Source organism: Megasphaera sp., assembly GCF_047831605.1.
Taxonomy (GTDB): domain Bacteria; phylum Bacillota; class Negativicutes; order Veillonellales; family Megasphaeraceae; genus Megasphaera; species Megasphaera intestinihominis.
The window spans coordinates 1,361,559-1,387,319 of sequence record NZ_CP181255.1 but is presented as its reverse complement, the minus strand read 5'-3'; the positions used below and the strand labels follow the sequence as shown (position 1 = coordinate 1,387,319).

Here is a 25,761-nt window from a genome sequence, read left to right as displayed (position 1 = left end):
GAGTGATTTACATGAGTTTACTTGAAGCTGACTTAAAATACATCTGGCATCCGGCTCAGCAGATGAAAGACGCCGAAGTCTTCCCGCCCGTCGTCATCGACCACGGCAAAGGCTGCTATCTCTATGACACAGAAGGCAAAGAATACATCGACATCATCAGTTCCTGGTGGTGCAATCTCCTCGGCCACTGCAACGACGAAATCAATGACGCCATCAAAGACCAGCTCGACCAGCTGGAACACGTCATCTTTGCCAATTTCTCCCATCGCCCGGCCATCGAGCTCTGTCAGGCGTTGCTGCCGCTGCTGCCAAAAGGGCTGACGCATTTCAATTTCACCGACAATGGCTCATCGTCTGTCGAATGTGCCCTGAAGATGGCCTTTCAATATCAGTATCAGTCGGGCCACCCTGAACGGCAGCGTTTCATGTGCCTGTCTGAATCGTATCACGGCGAGACCATCGGCGCCCTGTCCGTCGGCAGTATGGACCTCTATGCCCGCATTTACAAGCCCATGATGATGAATAACATCCATTTCGACGGCCTCGACTGCTACCGCTGTCCCTATGGCCAAACGCGGGATACGTGTGACTGCGAATGTTTCGTCGGCGCTGAAAAGGCCTTCGCCGCTTACGGCAAAGAAACGGCAGCCCTCATCGTCGAACCGATCCTGCAAGGCGCGGCGGGTATGCGCATCTACCCGCCAGAATACCTGCGCCGCCTGCGCCAGCTCTGTGACCAGTACGGCGTCCTGCTCATCGACGATGAAGTCGCTGCCGGCTTCGGCCGGACGGGCAAGATGTTCGCCATTGAACACGCCGGCGTCAGCCCGGATATCCTCTGCACGTCGAAAGGCCTGACCGGCGGCTACCTGCCCATGTCCCTGACGATTACGACCGATGCCATTTACCAGGCCTTCTACGACGATTTCAAGACCCATAAGGCTTTCGTCCACAGCCACACCTATGCCGGCAATCCCCTGGCCTGCCGGGCGGCCCTGGCTGTGCTACACATCATGGAACGCGACGATATATTAAAAAAAGCTGCCGAAAAGAGCATCTACCTTCACGAAAAGTTAGACGCTGCTCTCGGCAGCCACAGCCATGTCGGCGAAATCCGCCACATCGGCCTGATCAATGCGATTGAATTAGTTGAAGATAAACGGAGTAAACGCGCCTTTGACCCGGAAAAACGGGTCGGCTGGCACATCTTCCGCAAAGCCATGGACCTGGGACTGGTCCTGCGCCCCATTGGCGACGTCATTTACTTCAATCCGCCCCTCACCATTGATGAGCAGACCATGGATGAAGCCGTCCGCCGCTGCCGGGATGCCGTCCATGCCGTCTTAGGTGGCGATTAAGCCTTCAGCGCCGCATCCAGGGCCGCTTTGACATGGGCCTTGATGTCGTCATAAGACTGGCCTGGCTGGGCTTCGTAGAGTTTTTCCGTGCCGATGAACATAGACGGCACATAGTAGTAAGAATGGCCCTGTACGACTTCGGGGTGTTCCGATTCTTCGTACCAGTCGACGGCTACCTGGCGGTAAGCCGGATTTTCTTCGATCAGTTCAGCCAAGGCTTCTTTGGCGCCCTTGCAATAGGGGCAGCCGTTCATATAAAAAGCGGTGATATTCTTCAAGGGAATCGTCTCCTTTCCAGGGAACAGACAGGTTACTGATGACCTCCGCAGCCGTGGGAACCGCAGTGATGTTCACCATGGCCATGCTGCTGGTCGTGATGGCTGCAAGCTACGTCGGGATTGAATTTCAGCGTACCATTGAGCAAATCCTTGACGGCTTCATCGGCACTGCCCGTAACGCCGCCATAGAGGTCAATCGAAGCGGCCGCCAGGGCCTGCTGGGCTCCGCCACCGATGCCGCCGGCAATGACGGCATTGATTTCCTGGGCCTGCAGGAAACCGACCAGGGCACCGTGGCCCTGACCATTGGTGTCGATGACGTCAGCCTTGACGATATGCCCATCTTCGACATCATAAATCTTGAATTTTTCCGAATGGCCGAAATGCTGGAATACATTCCCATTTTCATACGTAACTGCTACTCTCATCATAACAATTTCTCCTCCAATCTGCAATAACCAGACGGGTCCTCGCGGCCCGTCTTTTTTTGACATATGTCGATTAATTTGATTTTAGTATATGACATATGTCGGTATTTGTCAATGAAAAAGAGGCTGTCTCATTAAGACAGCCTCTTTTTGAGTTCATCGTAGGTCGTTTATCGTTCGTCGTAGGGGCGCCCACGTGGGGCGCCCGTTCACGCCAATCGGTGCATGGCCATCTTGCATATACCTGACGGGCTAAAAAAGCACGTGTAAGCCCCTACAAAAAAGCCATCGCATCAAACGTCAATCATTCCCGCTTCCCGGCGAGATGACGACGGTCGGTGTACTGTTGCCTTTGACGGAGTACATATTATAGACATAGTCCGGCGTCAGTTCACCTTTGAGATGGAACAGGGAGTAGGCGTCGACGGCGTTCATGTAAACGACGTCGCTCTTGACGTATCCCGGGGCGATCCCATAAGGACTGGTCAGGATGCCCTGCTGAGAATTCCACTGTAAATCCAGATTCAGCGCCGTCGCCACAGCTACGGACGGCAGGTAAATCTGGCCATTCTTGCCCAGTGCCCGCTTGGCCAGTTTATGGCCGTTTACAACTAAATCGTAAGCCTTGGCGATGTACGTGACGTTGCCATCGGAGGCGTTGATCTTATCGGAGATTTCCTGGAAATCAGCAAAATCTTCTACGCCATAGCCGGCCAGGGCCTTCTTGACCTGAGCGATGCTCAGGGACTGCCAGCCGTAGCCGTCAGGATAGATATAATAAGAAACCGTATGGTCCGGGTCGACGTCGATGACCAGGCGGTCATAGTAGACCGTAACCGGCGTCCCGACGGATACATACTGGTAGAGGTCTTCTACATCGGCTTCTTTCATGCGCACGCAGCCATTGGATACATAGCCGCCGATGGATTCAGGATGATTGGTCCCATGGATCCCATAGTTACCGTAAAAGCCGATCCAGCGGTAGCCAATAGGGTTGTCCGGACCTGAACCGATCTGGATGCTCGTGTCATCCGGGTCGACCCAGGTCGGGTTGACTTCCTTATATTGGACGGCATAGTAACCGGTCGGCGTCGGCGTCGACGTCTTGCCGACCCCGACGTGATACATCCTGACCTTCGTATCGCCTTCATAGAGCGTTAAGATACGGCTGGCCAGGTTGATACCTATTTTCTTTTCCGATTCGACCGCCTTGGCCTGCTGGCCTTCCTTGGCGGCCGTCTGGCTTTTCGTGTCCTTCTTCGCCGTTACGGCTGGCTGGGCCGGTTTCGTTTCTTCCTGCGGCGCCGCCGTCGGCTTGATTTCCACTTTGACTGCAAAAGGAGCCGGTCCAGTCTTCAGTTCCGGCGTATCGGCCCAGGCAGCTCCAGCGGTCAAGGCCAGGACGCAGGTCAGAGCCATCATTCGTTTCAGCAAAAAAATCCCTCACTTTCATCGCGCTGATGCGCCTTTATTTTGATTTACATTTATTTAATCTTCGTTTACATCATCTTCCCGGCCGCTGCCATTCAGAATCAGGTTGAGGACGACAGCCGTAATACTGCCCAGGGTAATGCCACTGTGCAGGACGATGTTCGCCCACGACGGGAAGCTGTGGAAAAAGTTCGGCGCCGTCAGGGTGATCATGCTGACGCCGATACTGACGGCGACAATCATCAGATTGTATGTCCCGTCGAATTTAACTTTACTCAAGGCCCGGATACCGCTGGCAATGACCATGCCGAACATGGCTACGCCTGCACCGCCTAAGACGGAATTCGGGATAGAGGCGACGACAGCCGCCATCTTCGGGAACAGGCCCAAAGCGATGAGGATGATGCCAGACGCGGCGACGACGAAACGGCTCTTGACGCGGGTGACGGCGATGAGGCCGACGTTCTGGGCAAAGGCCGTATAAGGGAAGCTGTTGAGGATACCGCCGATAAAGGTCGATAAGCCATCAGCCCGGAGGCAGCGTGCCAGGCGGCTGCGGCCAATGGGGCGGCCGACGATGGACCCGATAGCGATGCAGTCCCCCGTCGTTTCTACCATCGTGACGATCATGACGACGATCATCGACAGGATCGAGCCGATATCAAAAGTCGGGAAGCCGAAGGAAAAAGGCGTGACTAACCCAATCCAGGCCGCGTTGCCGACTTCGGCGAAGTTCGTCTGCCCTAAAATCATGGCAATGATCGTCCCGCCGATGAGTCCCAGCAGGACAGAAACATTGCTCAAGAAGCCCTTGCCGCAGCGGTAAATGGCGATGATGATGACCAGGGTGATGAAGGCCAGGAACAAATTCATCGGTGAGGCGAAGTCCGGCGACTTCGGATTGCCGCCGCCCATCCAGTTGACGGCTACCGGCAGCAGGGTGATACCGATGATGGTGATGATCGTCCCCGTGACGACAGGCGGGAAAAAGCGGATGAACCGGCTAAAGAAAGGAGCAATGAAGAAAGTGAACAGCCCGGCAATGAGAATCGATCCGTAAATGGCCGTAATTCCGTGTTCCGCCCCGATGAGGATCATCGGCGTGACCGACGCAAAAGTGACCCCCTGGATCATCGGGATGCGGGCGCCGATTTTCCAGAAGCCTAAAGTCTGTATCAGCGTGGCGATGCCGCAGGAAAATAAGTCGGCATTGATCAGGTGGACCAGTTCAGCCGGCGACAAGTGCAGGGCCTGGGCAATGATGATCGGTACGGCTACAGCCCCGGCGTACATGGCCAGGACGTGTTGCAGACCGTAGGCAAAGAGCCGGCCAGCCGGCAGCATTTCGTCAACGGGATGGATCCGTTTAGTCAGGTTTTCGTTCATTTCGTAAAAGTCACCTCATGTTCAAAAAAAGCCTGCACCATGGCAAGCGATTTTTTCTTAACAATATACATACCTATAAAAAATAACAATACCGTTTTTATTATACCATTGCCTCAAAAAAAATAAAACATGTAGCTAAATTTTACTCAATCTTTACATATTCTTTTCAAAACAATGATATGTCTCTCATATACTGATTTTAAGTACACAGAGGAGGAAATAACATGTTCAGTATCAGCAACAAGCACGAAGAATTCTTCGATTATCTCATGACCAACGCCGAAAATTTCCATCGCGGCGCCCTCATCGCCCATGAAGTCATGGAGGACGTTTCAACCATTTCCATGCATCTCAAGGAAATCGTCAAACTGGAACACACGTCGGACAAAATCAACCAGGAAGTCATCTTCAAATTGTCCCGTGTCTTCATCACGCCTATCGACCGGGAAGATTTTTACAAACTGACGTGTCAGCTCGAAGACTGCATCGATTCCCTGCAGGGCGCTCTCATGCGCACCAGCATGTATCACGTCACGGAAGCGCCGAAAGCGGCCATCGCCATGACCGAACAGATTGTCACTATGGGCGAAGAATTGAAAAAGATTTTCTCTTTCTTGAAGGATATCGACCACAACGAAGCCAAACTCATGCGTCATGCTGAACGACTGAACCGCCTCGAATCGGAAGTAGACCATATCTATCGCCAGGAAATTTCCAGGCTCTTCAGCGGCGATGAAACGGACCTGCTCAACGTCATCCGCTGGAAAGATATCTTAGGGACCCTGGAAGAAGCGGCCGACCACGTCGAAACCCTGGGAAATACCATTAAAGAGGTGACCATGAAATATGCTTGATATGTCGCTCATCATCATGGTCGTCGTCCTGGCTCTGGTCTTTGACTTCATCAACGGCTTCCACGATACGGCCAATGCCATCGCAACCTGCGTATCGACACGTGCCATCCGCCCTGGCGTCGCCATCGTCGGTACGGCTATCCTCAACTTCCTCGGCGCCATGATTTCGACAGGTGTCGCCAAGACGATTGGCGGCGACATCGTCGTCTCGCCGACGTTAGTCAACGAAATGATCATCATCGCCGGCCTGGTCGGCGCTATCATCTGGAACCTCCTGACCTGGTGGGTCGGCATGCCTTCCAGTTCGTCTCACGCCCTCATCGGCGGCATGATCGGTGCCATCATCGTATCGGCCGGCGTAGCCGCCCTCAACGGCTGGGGTATCCTGAAAATCGTCCTGTCCCTCATCATTTCACCGGTTTCGGCCATCATTACGGGCTTCATCATCATGAAGATCATCTTTGCCGTCTGCCATTCATTCAAACCGGCCAAGGTAAACCTGTCGGCCAACAGGCTGCAAGTCGTGTCGGCGGCCCTCATGGCTTTTTCCCACGGCTCCAATGATGCCCAGAAATCCATGGGTATCATCACCCTGGCATTGGTATCGGGCGGCTTCATCACCAGCCTGGAAGTACCGGACCTGGTCAAATTCCTCTGCGCCCTGTCCATGGCCCTGGGGACCAGCGTCGGCGGCTGGAAGATCATCCGTACCGTCGGCGGCAAGATATTCAAGATGCATCCCGTCCACGGCTTTGCAGCCGACTTGAACTCAGCGGTCGTCATCTTCTCGGCCACCTTGCTGCACCTGCCCGTCTCGACGACACACGTCGTTTCCGGGTCGATTATGGGTGTCGGTTCGGCACAACGCGTCAAAGCTGTCCACTGGAGCGTCGCCCGGCAGATGGTCACGGCCTGGGTCATGACCATTCCCTGCACGGCTGTCATGGGCGCCTTGTCGTACGTCATATTGACAAAAGTGTTCTTTTAAAAGACATAGTAAAAGGGGCTGTCGCATGTGCGACAGCCCCTTTTTGAGTTTTAGGTTTGTAGTTTGTAGTGAAGGTTTTTAAATTTAAAGCCCTCTTCTACAAACTCCGTACTACAAACTATAAAGAGAAAGGGACCACGAATGCGGGACGCCCATCGCTGCTGTCCGTTTTGGCAGCCGTCCTATGCCTTCCGTTGGTCGGCACTTGACGGGCCAAAAAGGCTTTGGGCGTCCCCTACGAGCCACTAGCCACGAGCCACTAACTGCTAACGGCTGACTGCTAACCCCTTACTTCACAATCTCGATCTGGTTTTTGAGTTCGTTTTCAAATTTGATGCGATGGGCTTTGGTGTAGAGGCCAGGCATGCCGCCGGTATGCACGAGGATGACCTGCCGGCCCAGTTTGATTTTCTTTTCTTTGATCATCGACAGGACGCCGGCAAACATCTTGCCCGTGTAGCACGGGTCGAGGAGGATGCCTTCGTGACGGGCCATGGTGTAGATGGCTTCGCGGACCCGCGGTTCCGGTTCGTTGTAGCCCTTGCCGATATAGCCCGTTTCGACGTGGAAGTCGCCGTCGAAATCAAAGCCATATTCTTCCTTGGCCTGCTTAAAGTAGGCCTTTAATTTTTCCATGTCGAAGGGCATGACGGCAATGCCTACCAGTTTCAAATTCGACTGAATGGCTTTCAAGCCGCAATACAAGCCGAGATATGTACCCATACTGCCGACGGCGACATAGACCGTCGCCCCGTCGATCTGCTGTTCCTTGGCCTGGGCGTCGAGTTCGCGGGCGCAGTCCATGTAGCCCAGCATACCCGTCGTATCGCTGCCGCCCATGGGGATGAAGTAAACTTGTTCACCCTTCTTTAATTCGGCGGCCATGACTTTCTTGACTGTTTCTTCAAGCTGAACGTCGTGGTCGCGGCCATCGTCATGCTTGAGGACGACGCGGGCGCCAAAAATACCGTCGAGGAGTAAATTGCCGCTCAGTTCGCCATCAGTATCACCGACAGCGACGATAATGCATTTCAGGCCGAATTTCGCGGCAACAGCCGCCGTCAGGCGGCCATGGTTGGTCTGCGGCGCTCCGACGGTCACAATGGTCGTCGCCTGAGAGTTGAGGGCTTCGATCATCAGATACTCTAATTTACGCAGTTTATTGCCACCGCCGCCGAAAGGCGTCAGGTCATCGCGCTTGATATAGATTTCACGGAATAATTCCTGCGACAGGCCGGACAGGTATTGGAGCGGCGTCGGATTAGGGTCTAAAATAGAAAGTTTCGGTTTCATGGGGACAGTCCTCCTTTAGTTTTCTCCATCCTATCATATTTTCCGGAAGAAGAAAAGTAAACGACCTTTACCAGGCGGCGACACAGCCATCGGCCCGGGGTTCGGTCCCACCCATGAGCGTCCCCTGGTCATCGCGCCAGATGATCTGTCCCCGGCCATAGGTCTGGATATCGTCTTTGACGACGACGTCATGGCCGCGGCGGCGCAGTTCTTCAATGACAGCGGTTGGAAAGGCCCGTTCCATTTCAATGGTCTTGCCGCCGACCCACTGCCAGCGCGGAGCATCCAGGGCTGCCTGAGGGTTGAGATGATAGTCGATGGTATTCAGCAGGACCTGGAACTGCCCCTGGGGCTGCATGAAAGCGCCCATGACGCCGAAGGGGCCGACAGGACGGCCGTCTTTCGTCAAAAAGCCGGGAATGATCGTATGATAGGACTTCTTCCGCGGCCCGACGCAGTTATCGCTGGCTGGGTCCATAGAGAAGTTATAACCCCTGTCGCTGAGAGAAATGCCGTATCCCGGAACGACGATGCCCGAACCGAAACCGCTGTAGTTGCTCTGGATGAAAGAAACCATATTGCCTTCGCCGTCGGCACTGCACAAGTAAACGGTACCGCCACAGTTTACATCGACCGGCTGCGGCAGCAGGGCCTCGTGACCGATAAGGGCCCGCCGCCGGTCGGCATAGGCTGGAGAGAGCCAATCGTCAACAGCCGTCTTCATGAAACGCGGGTCGGCAATATATTTCTTGCCATCGCAGAAGGCCAGTTTCATGGCTTCGATCTGGCGGTGAATCGATTCGGCATCATCCCGTTTACTAAAAGTAAACCCGCTGGCAATATCCAGGGCCATGAGGACGACCAGGCCATGGCCGTTGGGCGGCATTTCCCAGACATCGTAACCACGGTACGCCGTATGGATCGGGTCGGCCCACTGCGGCTGGTACGCTGCTAAATCCGCCTTTCGGATAAGACCGCCCGTTTCCCTTGACCAGTTCTCTATGGCGTCAGCCAGTTCACCGTCGTACAGGGCCCGGCAATGGCTGTCCCGCAGGATTTCCAGAGACTTGGCCAGTTCCGGCAATTTGAGGATATCACCGGCTTTGGGCGCCTGGCCATGAGGGAAAAAAGTATCGAATAAGTGCTGAAAGATTTTCTTCCCCCGATAAGGTGCAAAGGATGCCATACTGTCGGCCAGCATAGCTGCCAGGTTCGGCATGACCGCATAACCATCCCGGGCATAGGCAATGGCCGGTTCAAAGAGTTCTTCAAAGGCCAGTCGGCCAAAACGGCGATGGACTTCGGCCCACGCCGCCGGCGCCCCTGGGACCATGACCGGCTCCCAGCCCCGGAGCGGGACCTGGTCATACCCCCGCTTCAGCAATTCATCCCGCGTCAGTCCTGCCGGGGACCAGCCGCTGCCGTTGATGCCATAGAGTTTCCCCTTCGTCCATATCAGGGCGAAGGCGTCACTGCCCAGGCCGTTGCTGGTCGGCTCCAGGACAGTCAGACACATGGCCGCAGCCAGGGCGGCGTCGATGGCGTTGCCGCCTTTTTTCAGCATATCCAGCCCGGCCTGGGCAGCCAGGGTCTGAGACGTACAGACCATGCCCCGGCGGCCATAGACCACTTCCCGGTGGGAGCCATAGGGATACACAGATGCATCAAAATTCATTCCAATCTCCCCTTTTCAAAAAATTACAAGTGAACCTTACTTAAAGAGTTCGACGAAAATCAGAGAAATCCTTTGTTTACACCTTCACGAACGACTTTTTTACCGCTATAATAGTAATCATCAGTCACGTTAAGGACTTATCACAATTTACAAGTAAGGAGTAGAGCAAGTTGAAACGGTGTATGTTAATCGTCAACCCTACAGCAGGGCGTGAACGGGCAAAATATCACAAGGATAATTTAAGACAACAACTGGAAACGATGTTCGACGACGTCGAATTGCGGGAAACGCAGAAAGCCGGCGACGCGACGGAATGGGCCAAGGAAGCAGCCCTGACCGGCTTCGATTCGGTATTTTCCATGGGCGGCGACGGGACGCTGAATGAAACCATCAACGGCCTGGCACAGGCCAACAGTGCCATCCACTTCGGCTTCATCCCCCTGGGAACCATCAACGATCTGGCACGGGCCCTGAACATCCCCCTCCATCCGGAAGCTGCCATCGCCATGCTGCAGCACTGCAAGACGGTCAAAGTCGACATCGCCAAGGCCAACGACCGCTACTTCGTCAATACCATTGCCGCCGGCATCATGCCCGAAGCCGTCGGCCACGTATCCATCGAGCAGAAGACGCGCCTCGGCCCGCTGGCCTATTTCCTGACCGGCATCAAGGCCATGCAGGCCCATAAGACGTCGCTGTTCAAGATCACGACGGCCCAGGGCTCGACAGTCCACCGCTCGCCCCTCATCGTCGTCATGCTGACCAATTCCGTCGGCAGTTTCCGCAACCTGGCGCCCCAGGCCCGCGTCGACGACGGAAAAATCTGGCTGGGCATCTTCAAGGACTTCAATTATCTGGACCTCATCAAGGTCATCCCGGAATTCCTGGCCGGCCAGCCGCTGACGTCGGAACTGATGACCTTGAAGACCATGGACCGCGTCCGCATCGAACTGCTGGATGGCAGCCATCTCTCGACCAACATGGACGGCGACGAAGGGCCGGCTTTCCCCTTGGACATCGAAGTCCTGCCATCATTCTTATCCGTTTACGTACCTGCGTAAGTGATAGACAAGGAGCGTTTACATGTTCATTAAAGGAAATTTTCTCTTCACGCCGTCACGCCATGAACTGACGATCCGTGAAAATCAATATGCCCATATCGAAAACGGCGTCGTAACGGGCTTCATGACGGACCTGCCGGAAACGACAGGCCCGGAAACAGTCGTCGATTACAACCAGGATATCATCATTCCGGCCTTCGTCGACCTGCATATCCACGCCCCGCAATACATAAACCGCGGCCTCGGCTTTGACGAAGAACTCCTTCCCTGGCTGGAACATTACACCTTTCCGGCCGAAGGGAAATTCGCCGACCCCGTCTTTGCCCGCCGCGTCTATACGGCCTTCCTGAAACGCCTCCAGGCCGAAGGGACCCTATGTTTTTCCGCCTTTGCGACGATTCATAAAGAATCGACGTGGCAGCTCATGGAACTGGCCGAAACCATGGGTTTCAAAGCCTATATCGGCAAAGTAAACATGGACCGCAACGCCCCGGACTACCTCCTGGAAGATACGGACCGCTCCCTGGCCGATACGGAAGAGCTGGCCGTCCGCTGCCGCGAAGCATTGCACAAGGTCCGCTTCATCGCGACGCCGCGCTTCGTCCCGTCGACGACAGAAAAACTGATGACCGGCCTGGGCCGCCTCTGTGAAACCTACGACTTGCCCGTCCAATCCCATCTGTCGGAAAACCGGAATGAAGTCGCCTGGGTCAAAGAGCTCCATCCCGACTTGCCGTCTTATACGGACGTCTATGACGCCTTTGGCCTCTTGCGGCCCGAAAAGACTATCATGGCCCATGCCATCTATTTATCAGACGAAGAAAAACGTTTACTTCGCGATAAAGGCATTTACTTAGCACACTGCGCCCAGTCCAATGCCAACCTGACCAGCGGCATCATGCCCTTGCGGCGCAACCTGGAAAACGGCCTGACCTGCACGATTGCCAGCGACGTCGCTGCCGGCCATACACCGTCCATGAACAAGCAGATTGCCTTGACCATTGAAATATCGAAACTCTATTCCCTGCAGCACGATAGAGAAAAAGCCCTCACCATCGGTGAAGGCTTGTATTTGGCCACCAAAGGACCGGGCCGCTTCTACGGCCGGACAGGCAGCTTTGAAAAAGGCTACGCCTTTGACGCCCTGGTCATCCACATGGACGACATCGAAGGCCTGGAACGGACGCCTTTTGAAAAACTCCAGCAGTTCATCTACGACGGCGACGACCGCAACATCATCGCCCGCTATGTAGACGGGAAGTTAGTGGCTCGTGATTAGTGGCTAGTGGTTCGTGGTTCGTGGCTCGTGGTTAGCGGTCAGCAGTCAGCGGCTAGCCTTTTGTAGGGGCCGTCCCAAAGGGCGGCCCGTTGCATTTGTATGATTCGCCTAGCACCCTGACAGGAAAATCGTACATATTCCGATGCGGGTGCCCCACGTGTCGCCCCTACAAAAAAAAGACTTGCCGCAAAGCGACAAGTCTTTTTTTATTATTCAGCCGTATACGGCAAGAGTGCGATTGCACGTGCCCGTTTGATGGCAACAGTCAATTTACGCTGATGTTTAGCGCAAACGCCGGAAATGCGGCGCGGCAAGATTTTACCGCGTTCTGTTGTGAAACGGCGAAGTTTTGCAACGTCTTTGTAATCGATCTGTTCAGCATGATCTACGCAGAAGCTGCATACTTTTCTTCTCGGTTTTCTCGAGCGATCTCTTCTCATGTATAGTTTCCTCCTTCAAGAATTAGAAGGGGTGTGTCTGACCTTTTAGAATGGGATTTCTTCGTCTGTGCTGGAACCCATGCTGTCAAAGCCGGTTCCCGGTGCAGCCGGTTTGGGCTGCGGTGCACTAGCATGCGATGCCGGAGCAGCCTGCTGGTGTTCTGATCCCATTGTCTGGGCAACGAAGTCGCATACAACTTCCGTGCGATAGCGTTTCTGGCCATCCTGCGTTTCGTAAGAACGAACGGAGATACGGCCCTGGACGAATACACGGCTGCCTTTGGACAAGTTATTGCCACAGTTTTCCGCCAAATTACCCCAAGCAACACAAGGAATAAAATCAGTTAATTCCCGCGGTTCTGAACTGCCGGCCGGAATATACGACCGCGTACAGGCAACGGTAAACATAGCGACTGCCCGGCCGGTCTTCGTAAAACGGATTTCCGGGTCACGAGCTAAATTCCCTAATAACTGGACTGAGTTCATACCTTTGCGCCTCCGGTTATTCGTCGATCTTGACGATCAAGTGTTTCAGAATAGTATCGTGGATCTTGATGACACGGTCGATTTCTTTGATGACGTCAGGTTCGCCTTCAAAGTTGATCAAAACGTAGTAGCCATCAGCCTGTTTTTTAACAGGGTATGCGAGATGACGTTTACCCCAGCGATCTACTTTTTCGATAGTGCAGCCGTTCTTGGTGAGAAGGTTGGATACCAATTCAACGATCGGATCTACTTCTGCTTCTTCGAGCGGTTTTGCAATAAACATGACTTCGTACTTGTTCACGAAATCACCTCCTCTTTTGGACATATGACCCTTCCCGCAGAAGGGTTAGGAGCTTGACACAGTTCAAGCTCGTTAATTATATCATAGGTGATGGGGAAATGCAAGAAAAAGCTATTAGCAGCTAGCAGTTAGCGACTCGTAGGGGCCGTCCCAAAGGGCGGCCCGCACTAGTGCTCCTCTTTTATTTAAAGTATTCGACGCCCGATTTGAAGATCGGCTGGAGTTTGTTGCCAGCGATGTTCTGGAAGACGTCTTCGGCGCTGAAGCGTTCGGTATGCGCCATCTTGCCCAGGACACGGCCATCGGGGCTGGTAATGCCTTCGACTGCCAGGACCGACTGGTTCGGGTTGTATTCGCTGTCATAAGTCGCTTTGCCGGAAAGGTCGACGTACTGTGTGGCAATCTGGCCTTTGGCAGCCAGTTCGCGAATCTGTTCCGGTGTGGCGACAAAACGGCCTTCGCCATGGGAGATGGCGACGGTGTGGACGTCACCGGCTTTGCAGCTGCTGAACCACGGGCTCATGACGGAAACGACCTTGGTTTCGACCATGCGCGACAGATGGCGGCCAATGGTATTGTATGTCAGCGTCGGGCTGTCAGCTTTCAACGGCTGGACATGACCGTAAGGCAGAAGACCGAGTTTAATCAGGGCCTGGAAGCCGTTGCAGATGCCGAGAGCCAGGCCATCGCGCTGATAGAGCAGGTTTTCCAGGGCTTCCGACAGGACCGGGTTGCGGAACAAGGTGGCAATGAACTTGCCTGAACCTTCCGGTTCGTCACCGGCACTGAAGCCGCCAGGGAACATGATGATCTGGGCTTTGGCAATACGTTTAGCCATTTCATCGATAGATTCTGCCAGATCCTGCGGCGTGTTGTTGCGCAGTACCATGACATCCGTCGTAGCGCCAGCCCGTTCAAAGGCAGCGGCCGAGTCGTATTCGCAGTTCGTGCCCGGGCAGACGGGAATGAAGACCCGCGGCGTACCAAAGGCTTCACTGCGGCGCGGACCATACGTCGTGAACAGCGGCAGTTCGGCATCACCTGTACCGCTTTCGCTCTTGATGGGGAAGACGTGGCTCAGCGGTTTTTCCCAGGCATCCTGGAGGTCTTTCAGAGAAATCGTCACGCCATCGACGGTCACATCAGCAGCAGCCGTCGTCTTGCCGACGAGGGAAACGTGAGCCCGTTTGACCCATTCAGCAGCCGTAGCAGCGTCGGTTTCGACGAGGATCGAGCCATAGCGGAGGTTGAACAGTTCCTGCGTAGCAAAGGATGCATCAACGGCGAAGCCAATGCCATTGCCAAAGGCCATCTGGGCGACGGCAGCGGCGATACCGCCCTGACCGACGGCATGCATGGCTTTGATTTTACCATCGAGGACAGCCTGATGGAGGAAATCGCAGTGGGCTTTAAAAGTATCGAAGTCCGGCATTTCTTCAGCGTCGCGGGGCAGGTCGAAGAGGAGGACTGCGTCGTCAGCGGCTTTGAATTCCGGCGAGATGATATGGTTCGTGTGTTCCGGTGCAATGGCAAAGGAAACGAGCGTCGGCGGAACGGTGAGGTTTTCAAAGGTACCGCTCATGCTGTCTTTCCCGCCGATAGCGGCCACTTCCATGACCTGCTGGGCTACGAAAGCACCGAGGAGGGCGCTGACCGGCTGGCCCCAGGCCTTTTCATTGGTTCCCAGGCTCTGGAAGAATTCCTGCATGGTCAGATAGACTTTTTTGCGGTCGCCACCGAGGGCTACCAGTTTGGCAATGGACTGGATGACGGCGTAGAGGGCACCGTGGAAGGGGCTCCAGATAGCCAGGTCCGGGTCATAGCCGTGGGTGAAGATGCTGGCCGTCGTCGTATTGCCGTGTTCGACCGGAATCTTGGCAACCATGCCTTCGACCGGCGTCTTCTGGTATTTGCCGCCAAAGGGCATGAGGACCGTGCGGGCGCCGATGGTGCTGTCGAAGCGTTCGGCCAGGCCCTGTTCCGAGGCGATATTCAGGGTTCCCATGGTATCGAGCCAGGTCTTGGCGACGTCTTTGACTTCCGGAGCCTTGAAGAAATCTTTGTCTTCCGGAGCGACGACGACGGCTTTGCGATGCTGGGTGACGCCGTTGGTATCGAGGAAAGCGCGGGTAATATTGACGACGTTCTGGTCGCGCCAGTGCATGACCAGGCGTTTTGTATCCGTAGCGACAGCGACGATCGTCGCTTCCAGGTTTTCTTCGGCGGCATATTTCATGAATTCATCGACGTGTTCCGGAGCGACGACGACAGCCATACGTTCCTGCGATTCGGAAATAGCCAGTTCCGTACCGTCCAGGCCTTCGTATTTCTTCGGGACTTTGTCGAGGTTGATGTCCAGGCCGTCTGTCAATTCGCCGATAGCGACGGAGACACCGCCGGCACCGAAGTCGTTGCAGCGTTTGATGAGTACCGTGACTTCATGGCGGCGGAAGAGGCGCTGGATCTTGCGTTCCGTCAGGGCATTGCCCTTCTGGACTTCGGCGCCGCACGTTTCCAGGGATTCGACGGTATGTTTCTTGGACGAGCCCGTAGCACCGCCGCAGCCGTCGCGGCCGGTCTTGCCGCCGAGGAGAATGATGATGTCGCCAGGGAGCGGTTCTTCGCGGACGACGTTATTGCGCGGAGCTGCGCCGAGGACGGCACCGATTTCCATGCGCTTGGCAATGAAGCCGGGGTTGTAATATTCTTTGACTTCGCCCGTAGCCAGGCCAATCTGGTTACCATAAGAGCTGTAACCCTTGGCAGCGCCTGTCGTCAGCTTACACTGGGGCAGTTTGCCGACGAGCGTATCCTTGACCGACTGACGCGGGTCGCCGGCACCGGTGACGCGCATGGCCTGATAGACATAGGAACGGCCGCTCAAGGGGTCGCGGATACAGCCGCCCAGGCAGGTAGCTGCGCCGCCGAACGGTTCGATTTCCGTCGGGTGGTTATGGGTTTCATTCTTGAAGAGGAGGAGCCATTCTTCTTCGACGCCATCGACATCGACAGGGATGATGATCGTGCAGGCGTTGATTTCTTCCGATTCGTCAAGGTTATCGAGTTTACCGGCAGCTTTCAATTCTTTGACGGCAATAGTCGCCATATCCATGAGGGTCTGTGGTTTCTTACGGTTCAAGTTTTCCCGCGTCGTCTTATATGATTCATAAGCGCGCTGGATGGGCGCCGTAAACGTCCCGTTTTCAAAAGAAACATCCGTGAGTTCGGTCATGAACGTCGTATGACGGCAGTGGTCCGACCAATAGGTGTCGATGACGCGGATTTCCGTCACTGTCGGATTCCGTTTTTCTTCATCCCGGAAGTAGGTCTGGACGAACTTCAAATCGTCGAAGCTCATGGCCAGGCCCATGTGTGCCGACAGTTCTTTCAAAGCGGCGTCATCCATGGCATCGAAGCCGTCGATGACGGGGACGTCAGCCGGTTTTTCCCAGGGCATTTCCAGCGTCGAAATGGGGTCCAGCGAGGCTTCGCGGGCTTCGACGGGGTTGATGCAATAATGTTTGATGGCAGCGACGTCATCAGCGGATAAGCTGCCGGACAAAACGAGGACCTGTGCCGTGCGGACGAGGCTGTCGTTCTTCATGGTCAGCATCTGCAGGCACTGCATGGCCGAATCGGCGCGCTGATCGTACTGGCCCGGCAGATATTCGACGGCCAGGACCGTGTCGTCCTTGCCAACCGGCAATTCGTCATAGACGGCATCGACAGGCGGTTCGGAGAAAATCATATTTTTAGCCGCTTCAAAAGCCGCATCATCGAGCCCGGATACGTCATAGCGGTGGTAAATGTGAATATCGGTCAACCCTTTAATCAACAGGTTTTCCTGTAAATCAGTGAGCAATCGTTTTGCTTCGTCAGCAAAAACACCGTTCTTGGCAACATACAAACGTCGGATAGACTGCATGTCATGACCTCCCTCAAAGATAGATAACTTATCATTAGACAACTCATTAGACAACTTTAGTATACCTGTTTTAAAACCATAAGTAAACTTAGAATTTTATTGACTTGCCTATAAAATCGTATTAGACTAGTACTATTATAGTAGACAATGTTTACCATTTTTCATCACAGGGAGGACATGGAAGTAATGGAAGAATTGAAACAGCGAATTTTACAGGATGGCCTGGTCATCGACAACCGGATTTTGAAGATTGATAACTTTTTGAACCAGCAAATCGATACGAACCTCATCAATCACGTCGGTCAGGAGTTCGCCCGCCGTTTCAAAGACGTACACATCGACCGCATCGTCACCATCGAGGCTTCGGGCATCGCCGTAGCCTATGCGGCTTCCCTGGCCATGGGCAACCTGCCTATCGTCTTTGCCCGCAAGAAGAAATCCCTGCTCACCAAGGGCGAACAGTATACGGCCAAGATCTACTCGTATACGAAAGAAGAAGAATATACGGCAACGATCAGCAAGGCCTATCTCCACGCCGGCGAATCGGTTCTCATCATCGATGACTTCCTGGCCAGTGGAGCCGCTGCCGTCGGCCTGACGGACATCGTCGCCCAGGCAGGCTGTACTGTCGCCGGTATCGGCATCGTCGTCGAAAAGACTTTCCAGAGCGGCCGCAGGACGTTGGAAGATAAAGGCTTCCGCGTCGAATCTCTGGCCCGCATCGCCCGTTTTGAAAATAACAAACCTGTCTTCGTCGAATAAGGAGAATCATCATGCGCGCCCAATTTTTTGACGGTTTCGATTTTGCCACGTATAAATTCAGTATCGTCGCCATCGAAGAGGTGGACGACTTCTTTAACATCGAGGAATTCGGCCTCCATCCCATCATGTACAATGAAGCCTGCCTGCGCGGATATACGGCGATCTTCGGCTTCAACGATGAAAAGATGCTGACCCTCCATAAATTGCTGACCAATAACAACGGCATGGAACCGCCTGCCATCGACGGCATCCATCCCGTTTCCTTCCATTCGCCGGCAGGGGACCTGAAATATGAACTCAACCACGTCATGGATTACAGCGGGTCCATCCTCATCGCCAACAGCTTCATCGATAAATACTTCGTTCCCTTCGGTTTCCAGCTTCCTCATGCTTTCCGAAAAGTCTACGAGCTGACTTTCGACAAAGGCCTGTTTGTCAAGGTCCAGGACCACTCCCAAGAAGCACAAGAACTGCGCATCGAATACGAAGAACCATTGAATTCCAAGAAGAAGCTCCAGATCAAATGGGGTAATTTGACCCATAAGTCGGAAGAATACGGATTCGACGACGAAACGATTGCGCAGTACATGGACCTCAGTTACGATACGAAATATTTATTTGATCACGTGTGATACATAGAAATCCCGGACAGCCGGCCATTGGCTCTGCAAGATGAGGCCATGGCCGGTTGCTGCTGTCTGGATAGGCATAGCGGCGATATCGGCGATGATGGCTTTATCGCTTTCAGAGGCAGGGGCAAAGACCCGTTCAAAATGGGGTTCGGTGCCTTTGAGGATGGCTTCCTTGGAATAACCGGCATCGACCGGCGGTTCTTCGGCTAAATACTGGCCAAAGAGGTCATTGGAGAAGAGGATTTTTTCCGAAGCCAGCCAGGTGACCATATTATCCGGCCAGTGGAGCCCCGGCGTATGGATGAACTGGAAGGTATAATCGCCTAACGTCAGGCTTTCGCCATGCTGGACGACGCGGAAATCAGCTTCCGGATACGTCGGCTGGAGCCGTTCCTTCGTGGCCGGCGTGCAGTAGATGGGCAGCTGGGGATGACGGTCCAGGACGGCCTGCAGGGCTCCGCTATGGTCTTCTTCGGAATGGTTGAGAATCAGGGCATCGATCTGGCTGACAGGCAGGACACTTTCGATGTCCTGGATATAGGCATCGGCTGCTTTATCGGGAACCGTGTCGATGAGGATATTCTGTTTCCCCCGAAGCAGGTAAGATAAAAAAGAAATGGAAATCTTCGGCTTCTTGATGGTCTTGCCAAAGACAAAGATGTGTGGATTCAGCGAGTATTTCATAGTGCAGCCCTCCTGGCAGTTTCATATTGTTTTTGAGGAATATAGTAACACTTGTAAATTTCACAAGCATCCATACAGCGGTTGCAGCGCAGACATTTAGTCATATCGACGCGGGGCCGCCGGATGCCGTCGGCGCAGGTCTGCATCGACAAAGCTTCATACGGGCAGATACTGATGCAACAGCCGCAGCCTTCACATTCCTTGCGGTTAAAATAATCGGGTGTAACCAGTCGGTCAATATGCGTTTTTTCCATCATACTCCCCCCTTTTTGTACACTTATACTATAGCAAAAATATCCAAATAAAACCGTTGCAAATACAACAAAAGAGGCTGTCGCATGAAGACAGCCTCTTTTTGTTAAGTTTTACTGTAGTGGTCGCCACGTGGGCGACCCGCTGGGTATTTATATGACGCCCATGACACCTGACTGGGAAATCACATATATCCAGGAACGGGCTTGCCACATGCAAGCCCCTACGAGCCACGAATCACTATCCACTAGCCACTAATTATTTAATTTTCCCAATGTCTTGGCGACGATGCGGGTCAGGAGGGCTACCGTATCGAGTTCGACCGATTCATCGGCGCTGTGGATGTCATGCGTCGTCGGGCCGACGGAGATGATGTCCAGTTTCGGGTTCATGGAGAAGAAGTACCCTGTTTCCAGGCCGCCGTGCATGGCTTCGATGCGGGCTTCTTTGCCGGCTTCTTCCTTGTAAACGTCAGCGACGAGGGGAACGAGTTTACTGTGCGGATTTTCCGTCCAGGCCGGTTCCGGCGAAGCCAGTTCGATGTCACAGCCTGTCAACTCTGCGTAAACGGGGAGGATAGCCATCAATTCGCGCAGGCGGGCATCGGCCGAAGCGCGGGGGAAATACTGGATGGCGACATGGTCGCCTTCAGTCCGGATCGTACCGATGTTGGCCGACAGGTCCGGCAGCTTCGGCAGCAGCTGGTTCATGGCGAAGACGCCGCAGTGAAGGATGTTCAGCAGGCTGACCAGATTCTTCGTATCGTCAGCCGAGAAGGTCTGGGCCGGTACGTCGGCACTTTCGACGAGGAAGTGGGCGTTCTTTTCGACTTCACCATACACTTCCGCGATTTCGGCCTGTTCTTCGCCGACGGCTTTCTTCACCGTTTCACCTGCGTTTACATCGTCGACAACGATGACAGCCGAGGCTTCCGACGGGATAGCATTGGCAGCTACGCCACCCGTGATAGATGCCAGGACATAGGATACGCCGGCCTGGGCAATGCGGCGGAGGGCCAGGCTCAGGGCCTTGATGGCGTTGCTCTTGCCGTCGTTGATGGTTTCACCGGAATGGCCGCCTGCAAAGTCTTTGGCTGTGATAGTAAACGCCTGTTTACCTTCAGCAGCTTGCCAGTGGATGGGCCGGCTGAAATGCGTATGGACGCTGCCGGCCGAGCCGACACAGAGGACATCCATGTATTCAGAGTCACAGTTGATGATGTACTGCACATCCTGGACGTATTTCGGATCCAGATGGGTAGCCCCGGTCATGCCCGTTTCTTCATCGACCGTAAAGATGAGGCGCAGCGGGCCGTGCTGGATATCCTGCTGGATGAGATACAGCGCCAAAGCGACGGCAATGCCGTCATCGGCACCGAGGCTGGTCCCATCGGCGTGGAGGATGTTGCCTTCGCGGACCAGTTTGATTTCACTGGTCAAGGGGTCGAAATCGACGCCGGGCTTGGCGACGCAGACCATATCCATATGGCCCTGGAGGACCGTAAGCGGCCAATCTTCGCAGCCCTTGCTGGCCGGAACATTGGCGATGACATTATATACTTCGTCCTGTGTTACATCGGCAACGCCCAGTTCATGGAGACGGCTGACGATATAATCGCTGACGCCTTTTTCATGGTGGGACGGACGCGGATGCTTGGCCAGTCCTGCAAATTCGTGGATGACACCTTCAATGATTTCATGATCGTTCATATGACAAACGCTCCCTTCAAAAAGTCTCTGCGATTGACTTGCTTAATCGTTTATTTATTATACCACGGACGAGGCGCATCGGGCTACTATCCGCATGTGTATATTTTTGCTTGCGAAAAAGTAATTATACAGCTGTTTTTCCGCGTACAGTGTACAAATTGATATATGACGAATGCAAAAAAATTGAGTATAATATAAGCGTCAGTGAAGTTGTACGTTTTAGTACTGCTTAATTTTTATTTGGGAGGTTTTTCTATGAAACCACAATCAAATCTGACTGTGAACTACCCAAGTATGCCGGAATTGACGGCCCGCGGTATGATCCTCGGCGCCCTGATCACCGTTATCTTTACGGCTTCCAACGTATACCTGGGCTTAAAAGTCGGCCTGACGTTCTCGTCGTCCATCCCGGCTGCAGTCATCTCCATGGCAATCCTGCGCATGTTCAAACATTCCAACATCCTGGAAAATAACATGGTACAGACGCAGGCATCTGCTGCCGGCACTTTATCTGCAATCATCTTCATCCTGCCGGGCTTGCTCATGCTGGGGTACTGGCAGGGCTTCCCGTTCTGGCAGACCCTGCTGCTCTGCGCCTGCGGCGGCTCTCTCGGGGTCTTGTTCACTATCCCCCTGCGCCGGGCTATGGTCGTCAACAGCGACCTGCCGTATCCGGAAGGCCGGGCTGCTGCTGAAATCCTGAAAGTCGGCAGTGAAATCCGCAAGGAAGAAGCCAACGGCGAAGACACAAGCAAAAAAGAAACAGGCATGAAAGATATCGTCGGCGGCACGGCTCTGGCTGGTCTCTTCAGTCTCTGTTCCAACGGCTTCCACGTCGTTTCTTCCGAATTCAGCTACTGGCTCTCGTTCGGCAAAGCCGTCACCCAGATTCCCCTGGGCTTTTCGACAGCCCTCCTCGGCGCGGGTTACCTCATCGGCATCGCCAGCGGCATGGCTATCTTAGTCGGCACGCTCCTGGCCTGGTACGTCTTCGTTCCCTATCTGACGTCGGTCATCACGCCGGCTGAAGGCCAGAGTGCCGCCGCTTTCGCCAAGGCCATCTGGGCTCAGAAAGTCCGCTTCATCGGTGCCGGCTGCATCGGTATCGCCGCTGCCTGGACCTTGATCCGCCTGGCCAAACCGGTCGTCGACGGCATCAAGATGTCCATCAACGCATTGCGCGCCAACGATACGGAAGAAAAGAAGATACTCCATCATACGGACATCGACATGTCGCCGAAATCGGTCGGCCTGGTCTTCCTGGCCATCCTTATCGGCTTGTTCATCACTTTCTACGCCTTCGTCAGCAACGCCGGCCTTTCCATGTCGGTAACGCTCATGTTCATCGTCGTCGGCATCCTGGTCGCCACCCTCATGGGCTTCTTCGTCGCTGCTGCCTGCGGTTACATGGCAGGCCTCATCGGCACGTCGGCCAGCCCGATTTCCGGTATCGGCATCCTGGGCATCATCGTATCGTCCCTGGTCGTCCTCGGTATCGGCTCTTCGGCCGGTGTCTTTGAAACCATGCAGGGCACGCAGTTCGCTACGGCCTTTGCTATCTTCATCACCAGCGTCATCGTCAGCATCGCTTCTATTTCCAACGATAACCTGCAGGACCTCAAGACAGGCTACCTCGTCGGCGCTACGCCGTGGAAACAGCAGGTCGCCCTCATCTTGGGCTCGATCATCGGCTCCTTCGCCATCGCTCCGGTCCTGAACCTGCTCTATCAGGCCTATGGCTTTACCGGTGCCCTTCCCCGTGCCGGCATGGATCCGACCCAGGCCCTGGCAGCTCCGCAGGCAACCTTGATGACGACCATCGCCCAAGGTATCTTCAGTGCCAGCCTCGACTGGAACTACATCCTCTTCGGTGTCGGTGTCGGTATCGCCGCCATCATCATCGACCTCATTTTGACGAAAAACACGAAATCCCTGGCATTGCCGCCGCTGGCTGTCGGCATGGGCATTTACCTGCCGCCGACACTGGAAATCCCTCTGGTCATCGGTTCGGTCATGGGTTATCTCATTCATAAGTCCCTGAAAGCCCGCGCTGCCCGCCGCAGCCCTGGCCACGAAGAAGAAGACGTAGAAGCCTGCAATCATCGCGGTGTCCTCTTTGCATCGGGCCTCATCGTCGGCGAAAGCCTCATGGGCGTCATCATCGCCTTGCTCATCGTCGTTTCCGTTACTTCCGGCGGCAGCGAAAACCCGCTGGCCCTGGTCGGCAAAGACTTCCAGTCTACAGCTGATATCCTCGGCCTGCTCTGCTTCATCGCCATGATCGCCATCTTCGTCCGCCACATCTTGATTACCAAGTTCAATCCGGAAGATGCCGAAAGCAAGTAAGGAATATGCCGCTTACATTAGAATTTCATTAAAATTTCGACAAAATCCTCAAAAAAAGTCCTCGTACACAGTACATTTTTTGGTACGAGGGCTTTTTTTGCATATTTCTTCTTTTCCCCTAACGGCGTATAATAAGGGGATCCCGCAGACTATCCTGCGAGTCCACTTTAAAGGAGGTCCTTTCTTTGTTCTTTCCCAAACTCGACAAGCAATCCCTGACCGACGGTATCGTCATCCCGCAGATGGTCAAAGTCCACCAGGCTTTCCCCCATAAAGATTTAGCCGATCCTGTGGGCACATTGAAACAACAGCTCCTAGCTCTCGATGAAAAGACGACGGCCAGCCTGCCTGGTAAACGCATCGGCATCACAGCCGGCAGCCGCGGGCTCCCGCACTACAAGGAAATCATGAAAGCCCTTTGCGACCAGCTCAAGGCCTGGGGCGCCAAACCCTTCGTCTTCCCGGCCATGGGCAGCCATGCCGGAGCCACCGCTGAAGGCCAAAAGGCCCATTTAGCTCAGTTCGGCATCAATGAAGACTACTTAGGCGTCCCCGTCCTTTCCACCATGGACGTCGTCGAAGTCGCTACCTTAGACGATGGCTTCCCGGTCTACTGCGATAAAAACGCCTACGAAGCCGACGGCATCATCTTATTCAACAAAATTAAACCGCATACACACTTCAAATATAAACACGAATCAGGTCTGCTGAAGATGATCTGCATCGGCTGCGGCAAGCACAAAGGCGCTTCGACCTTCCACGGCCGGGGTTATGACGCTTTCGGGCCCAACCTGGAACGCGTATCGAAAGCCTTCTTGCAGCATGTAAACGTCGTTTTCTCCGTCGGCATGGTCCAGAGCCCCAGCGATGACATCGCCGCCCTGGAAGTCATCCCGACAGATAAATTCTTTGAACGCGATGCTGCCTTGCAGACCATGGCCAAAGCCGAAATGCCCCGGCTGAAACTGCCCCACATCGACGTCCTCATCGTCGACGAAATCGGCAAGGAAATCAGCGGTACCGGCATGGACCCGAACATCACGGGACGGACGGAACGCTTCAGTCAGGAACCGGCCTTCCGCGCCTTAGCGCCGGACATCGAACGCATCGTCATCCTGGATATAACCGAGGCTTCCCATGGCAATGGTGCCGGCTGCGGTATGGCCGACATCGTCAGTTACCGCTTCGTAAACAAGATGGATTTCGCTTCCGTTTATACCAACTGCATTACGGCCAAGTCCTTCCGCATGGCCCTCCTGCCCCTGTATGGCAACAGCGATAAAGACGCCATCGAAATGGCCATGGCCCACGCCTTCCTGACCGACCCGAACCAGGCTAAAATCGTCCGCATCAAGAATACACTGAAACTGGAAGACATCGAATGTTCCCTCTCGTGCTTAGAAGATATAAAAAACGATCCGGACATGACAGTCACATCCGAACCGTTTACATGGAAGTTTAACGAAGAAGACAATCTGTGGTAAAAAAAGGGCTTGTCGTATATGCGACAAGCCCTTTTGAGTATTAAGTTTGCAGTTTTTAGTTTGTAGTGAATGTTTTTAAATTTAAAGCCATCGTCTGCAAACTACAAACTCTGTTCCATCAGCATTTCCGCCACCAGGTCTCTACAACCGTGGCCCCGACGTGCCAATAGTAAAGGATGTGGTCAGCTAGTTGTGAACAACGTTTACTATGGTAAACGACATGGCTGGCCGCAGCTCCGATGAAGAAGCCGCCGACGACGTCGCTGACGTAATGGAGACCGCTGAGTATCCGCGACGATGCCAGGACGCCTGTCCAGGCCAGGGCCGGCAGTCCCCAGGGGTTGTGCCGGGCCAGTAGCATCAGGGAAATGGCCAGGCTGTTCATGGAATGATTGCTGGGAAAGGACGCATTGGCCTTATGCGCTACCAGCGGCGCCGCGTCACCACAGGCAAAAGGCCGGGGGCGATGCCAGATTTTACCGATGACCCAGGAAACCGAAGAGCCCACGATGACGGAAAAGAGACAGTAAACTAATGTTTTTCGACGTTTAATCTGCTCTGAAACCGGCCGCGGCCGGAACCATTCGATAAGGCCATAAAGGATGAACAGCCAGTAGCCGAACCGGGTAATCCAAGTAAGGATCCGAAGCCAGGTCCTGCGCCGGGCAATGAACCATTGAACGAATAAAAAGATAGACCTTGCCATGAT

Annotated in this window: 23 protein-coding genes; 9 read left to right on the top strand and 14 right to left on the bottom strand. The window is 54.2% G+C overall.

The window, feature by feature from the left end:
• The first annotated feature begins 11 nt into the window (after positions 1–11).
• Positions 12–1,358: an adenosylmethionine--8-amino-7-oxononanoate transaminase gene (bioA, locus tag ACFWUB_RS06605; protein WP_292282178.1), complete on the top strand. Its 1,347-nt coding sequence runs from the start codon at positions 12–14 to the stop codon at positions 1,356–1,358.
• Here bioA and ACFWUB_RS06600 read toward each other — a convergent pair.
• The 4 genes from ACFWUB_RS06600 to ACFWUB_RS06585 all read right to left on the bottom strand — a co-directional run bounded on the left by ACFWUB_RS06600 (position 1,355) and on the right by ACFWUB_RS06585 (position 4,881).
• Positions 1,355–1,636: a glutaredoxin family protein gene (locus ACFWUB_RS06600; RefSeq protein ID WP_020311601.1), complete on the bottom strand. Its 282-nt coding sequence runs from the start codon at positions 1,634–1,636 to the stop codon at positions 1,355–1,357. The two genes, bioA and ACFWUB_RS06600, sit on opposite strands and share 4 nt — an antisense overlap.
• Positions 1,637–1,668: 32 nt before the next feature.
• Positions 1,669–2,067, bottom strand: a complete 399-nt coding sequence (locus tag ACFWUB_RS06595; protein ID WP_370857024.1) for a NifB/NifX family molybdenum-iron cluster-binding protein — start codon at positions 2,065–2,067, stop codon at positions 1,669–1,671.
• 297 nt (positions 2,068–2,364) lie between these two features.
• Positions 2,365–3,498, bottom strand: a complete 1,134-nt coding sequence (locus ACFWUB_RS06590) for a L,D-transpeptidase (RefSeq protein ID WP_239639713.1) — start codon at positions 3,496–3,498, stop codon at positions 2,365–2,367.
• A 54-nt stretch (positions 3,499–3,552) separates the two neighbouring features.
• Positions 3,553–4,881, bottom strand: coding sequence for a nucleobase:cation symporter-2 family protein (locus tag ACFWUB_RS06585; RefSeq protein ID WP_292261228.1), 1,329 nt, complete (start codon positions 4,879–4,881; stop codon positions 3,553–3,555).
• A gap of 224 nt (positions 4,882–5,105) precedes the next feature.
• On the opposite strand from ACFWUB_RS06585, the gene ACFWUB_RS06580 reads away from it, so the two are divergent.
• Together ACFWUB_RS06580 and ACFWUB_RS06575 are read left to right on the top strand one after the other, a co-directional pair.
• A complete protein-coding gene (locus ACFWUB_RS06580; RefSeq protein ID WP_370857022.1) occupies positions 5,106–5,735 on the top strand; it encodes a DUF47 domain-containing protein in 630 nt (209 codons plus the stop codon).
• A complete protein-coding gene (locus tag ACFWUB_RS06575) occupies positions 5,728–6,723 on the top strand; it encodes an inorganic phosphate transporter (RefSeq protein WP_416183691.1) in 996 nt (331 codons plus the stop codon). Before ACFWUB_RS06580 ends, ACFWUB_RS06575 begins: the two co-directional genes overlap by 8 nt.
• A gap of 288 nt (positions 6,724–7,011) precedes the next feature.
• Here the strand turns inward: ACFWUB_RS06575 and ACFWUB_RS06570 are convergent, their stop codons facing one another.
• A complete protein-coding gene (locus tag ACFWUB_RS06570) occupies positions 7,012–8,016 on the bottom strand; it encodes a 1-aminocyclopropane-1-carboxylate deaminase/D-cysteine desulfhydrase (RefSeq protein ID WP_020311596.1) in 1,005 nt (334 codons plus the stop codon).
• Positions 8,017–8,083: 67 nt separating this feature from the next.
• Positions 8,084–9,691 (bottom strand): gamma-glutamyltransferase family protein, encoded by a 1,608-nt coding sequence (locus tag ACFWUB_RS06565; protein WP_416183690.1) that lies wholly within the window; start codon positions 9,689–9,691, stop codon positions 8,084–8,086.
• 170 nt (positions 9,692–9,861) lie between these two features.
• On the opposite strand from ACFWUB_RS06565, the gene ACFWUB_RS06560 reads away from it, so the two are divergent.
• On the top strand, positions 9,862–10,752 hold the full coding sequence (locus ACFWUB_RS06560; protein ID WP_036200907.1) for a diacylglycerol/lipid kinase family protein: 891 nt from the start codon (positions 9,862–9,864) through the stop codon (positions 10,750–10,752).
• A 22-nt stretch (positions 10,753–10,774) separates the two neighbouring features.
• Positions 10,775–12,031, top strand: a complete 1,257-nt coding sequence (locus ACFWUB_RS06555; RefSeq protein ID WP_416183689.1) for an amidohydrolase family protein — start codon at positions 10,775–10,777, stop codon at positions 12,029–12,031.
• 209 nt (positions 12,032–12,240) lie between these two features.
• On the opposite strand, the gene rpsR is transcribed toward ACFWUB_RS06555, so the two are convergent.
• The 4 genes from rpsR to ACFWUB_RS06535 form a co-directional block, all read right to left on the bottom strand.
• Positions 12,241–12,471, bottom strand: a complete 231-nt coding sequence (gene rpsR / locus ACFWUB_RS06550) for a 30S ribosomal protein S18 (protein ID WP_014015538.1) — start codon at positions 12,469–12,471, stop codon at positions 12,241–12,243.
• Between the two features lie 45 nt (positions 12,472–12,516).
• The gene (locus ACFWUB_RS06545; protein WP_416183688.1) at positions 12,517–12,957 is read right to left on the bottom strand and encodes a single-stranded DNA-binding protein; all 441 of its coding nucleotides are present in this window, start codon (positions 12,955–12,957) and stop codon (positions 12,517–12,519) included.
• A gap of 16 nt (positions 12,958–12,973) precedes the next feature.
• Complete coding sequence (rpsF, locus tag ACFWUB_RS06540; RefSeq protein ID WP_014015536.1) at positions 12,974–13,258, bottom strand: 30S ribosomal protein S6; 285 nt, start codon at positions 13,256–13,258, stop codon at positions 12,974–12,976.
• 181 nt (positions 13,259–13,439) lie between these two features.
• Complete coding sequence (locus ACFWUB_RS06535; RefSeq protein WP_292298313.1) at positions 13,440–17,183, bottom strand: phosphoribosylformylglycinamidine synthase; 3,744 nt, start codon at positions 17,181–17,183, stop codon at positions 13,440–13,442.
• A 186-nt stretch (positions 17,184–17,369) separates the two neighbouring features.
• Here ACFWUB_RS06535 and ACFWUB_RS06530 point away from each other — a divergent pair, with 186 nt between their 5' ends.
• Positions 17,370–17,945 carry a xanthine phosphoribosyltransferase gene (locus tag ACFWUB_RS06530; protein ID WP_020723908.1) on the top strand — a complete coding sequence of 192 codons (576 nt, stop codon included), beginning with the start codon at positions 17,370–17,372 and terminating at the stop codon, positions 17,943–17,945.
• A gap of 11 nt (positions 17,946–17,956) precedes the next feature.
• A complete protein-coding gene (locus ACFWUB_RS06525; protein WP_020311590.1) occupies positions 17,957–18,577 on the top strand; it encodes a hypothetical protein in 621 nt (206 codons plus the stop codon).
• On the opposite strand, the gene ACFWUB_RS06520 is transcribed toward ACFWUB_RS06525, so the two are convergent.
• From ACFWUB_RS06520 to pepD, 3 genes are all read right to left on the bottom strand, one after another.
• A complete protein-coding gene (locus ACFWUB_RS06520; RefSeq protein ID WP_416183687.1) occupies positions 18,560–19,261 on the bottom strand; it encodes an FprA family A-type flavoprotein in 702 nt (233 codons plus the stop codon). The two genes, ACFWUB_RS06525 and ACFWUB_RS06520, sit on opposite strands and share 18 nt — an antisense overlap.
• Complete coding sequence (locus ACFWUB_RS06515) at positions 19,258–19,518, bottom strand: 4Fe-4S binding protein (RefSeq protein WP_239639863.1); 261 nt, start codon at positions 19,516–19,518, stop codon at positions 19,258–19,260. Before ACFWUB_RS06515 ends, ACFWUB_RS06520 begins: the two co-directional genes overlap by 4 nt.
• A gap of 249 nt (positions 19,519–19,767) precedes the next feature.
• A complete protein-coding gene (gene pepD / locus ACFWUB_RS06510) occupies positions 19,768–21,222 on the bottom strand; it encodes a beta-Ala-His dipeptidase (RefSeq protein WP_292106687.1) in 1,455 nt (484 codons plus the stop codon).
• A 255-nt stretch (positions 21,223–21,477) separates the two neighbouring features.
• Between pepD and ACFWUB_RS06505 the strand changes: the two genes are divergently transcribed.
• Both ACFWUB_RS06505 and ACFWUB_RS06500 read left to right on the top strand, forming a co-directional pair.
• On the top strand, positions 21,478–23,568 hold the full coding sequence (locus ACFWUB_RS06505) for an OPT family oligopeptide transporter (protein ID WP_416183686.1): 2,091 nt from the start codon (positions 21,478–21,480) through the stop codon (positions 23,566–23,568).
• 185 nt (positions 23,569–23,753) lie between these two features.
• Entirely contained in the window at positions 23,754–25,052 is a 1,299-nt protein-coding gene (locus ACFWUB_RS06500) for a lactate racemase domain-containing protein (RefSeq protein ID WP_416183685.1), read from the top strand.
• 118 nt (positions 25,053–25,170) lie between these two features.
• On the opposite strand, the gene ACFWUB_RS06495 is transcribed toward ACFWUB_RS06500, so the two are convergent.
• The gene (locus ACFWUB_RS06495) at positions 25,171–25,758 is read right to left on the bottom strand and encodes a phosphatase PAP2 family protein (RefSeq protein WP_416183684.1); all 588 of its coding nucleotides are present in this window, start codon (positions 25,756–25,758) and stop codon (positions 25,171–25,173) included.
• Positions 25,759–25,761 lie beyond the last annotated feature (3 nt).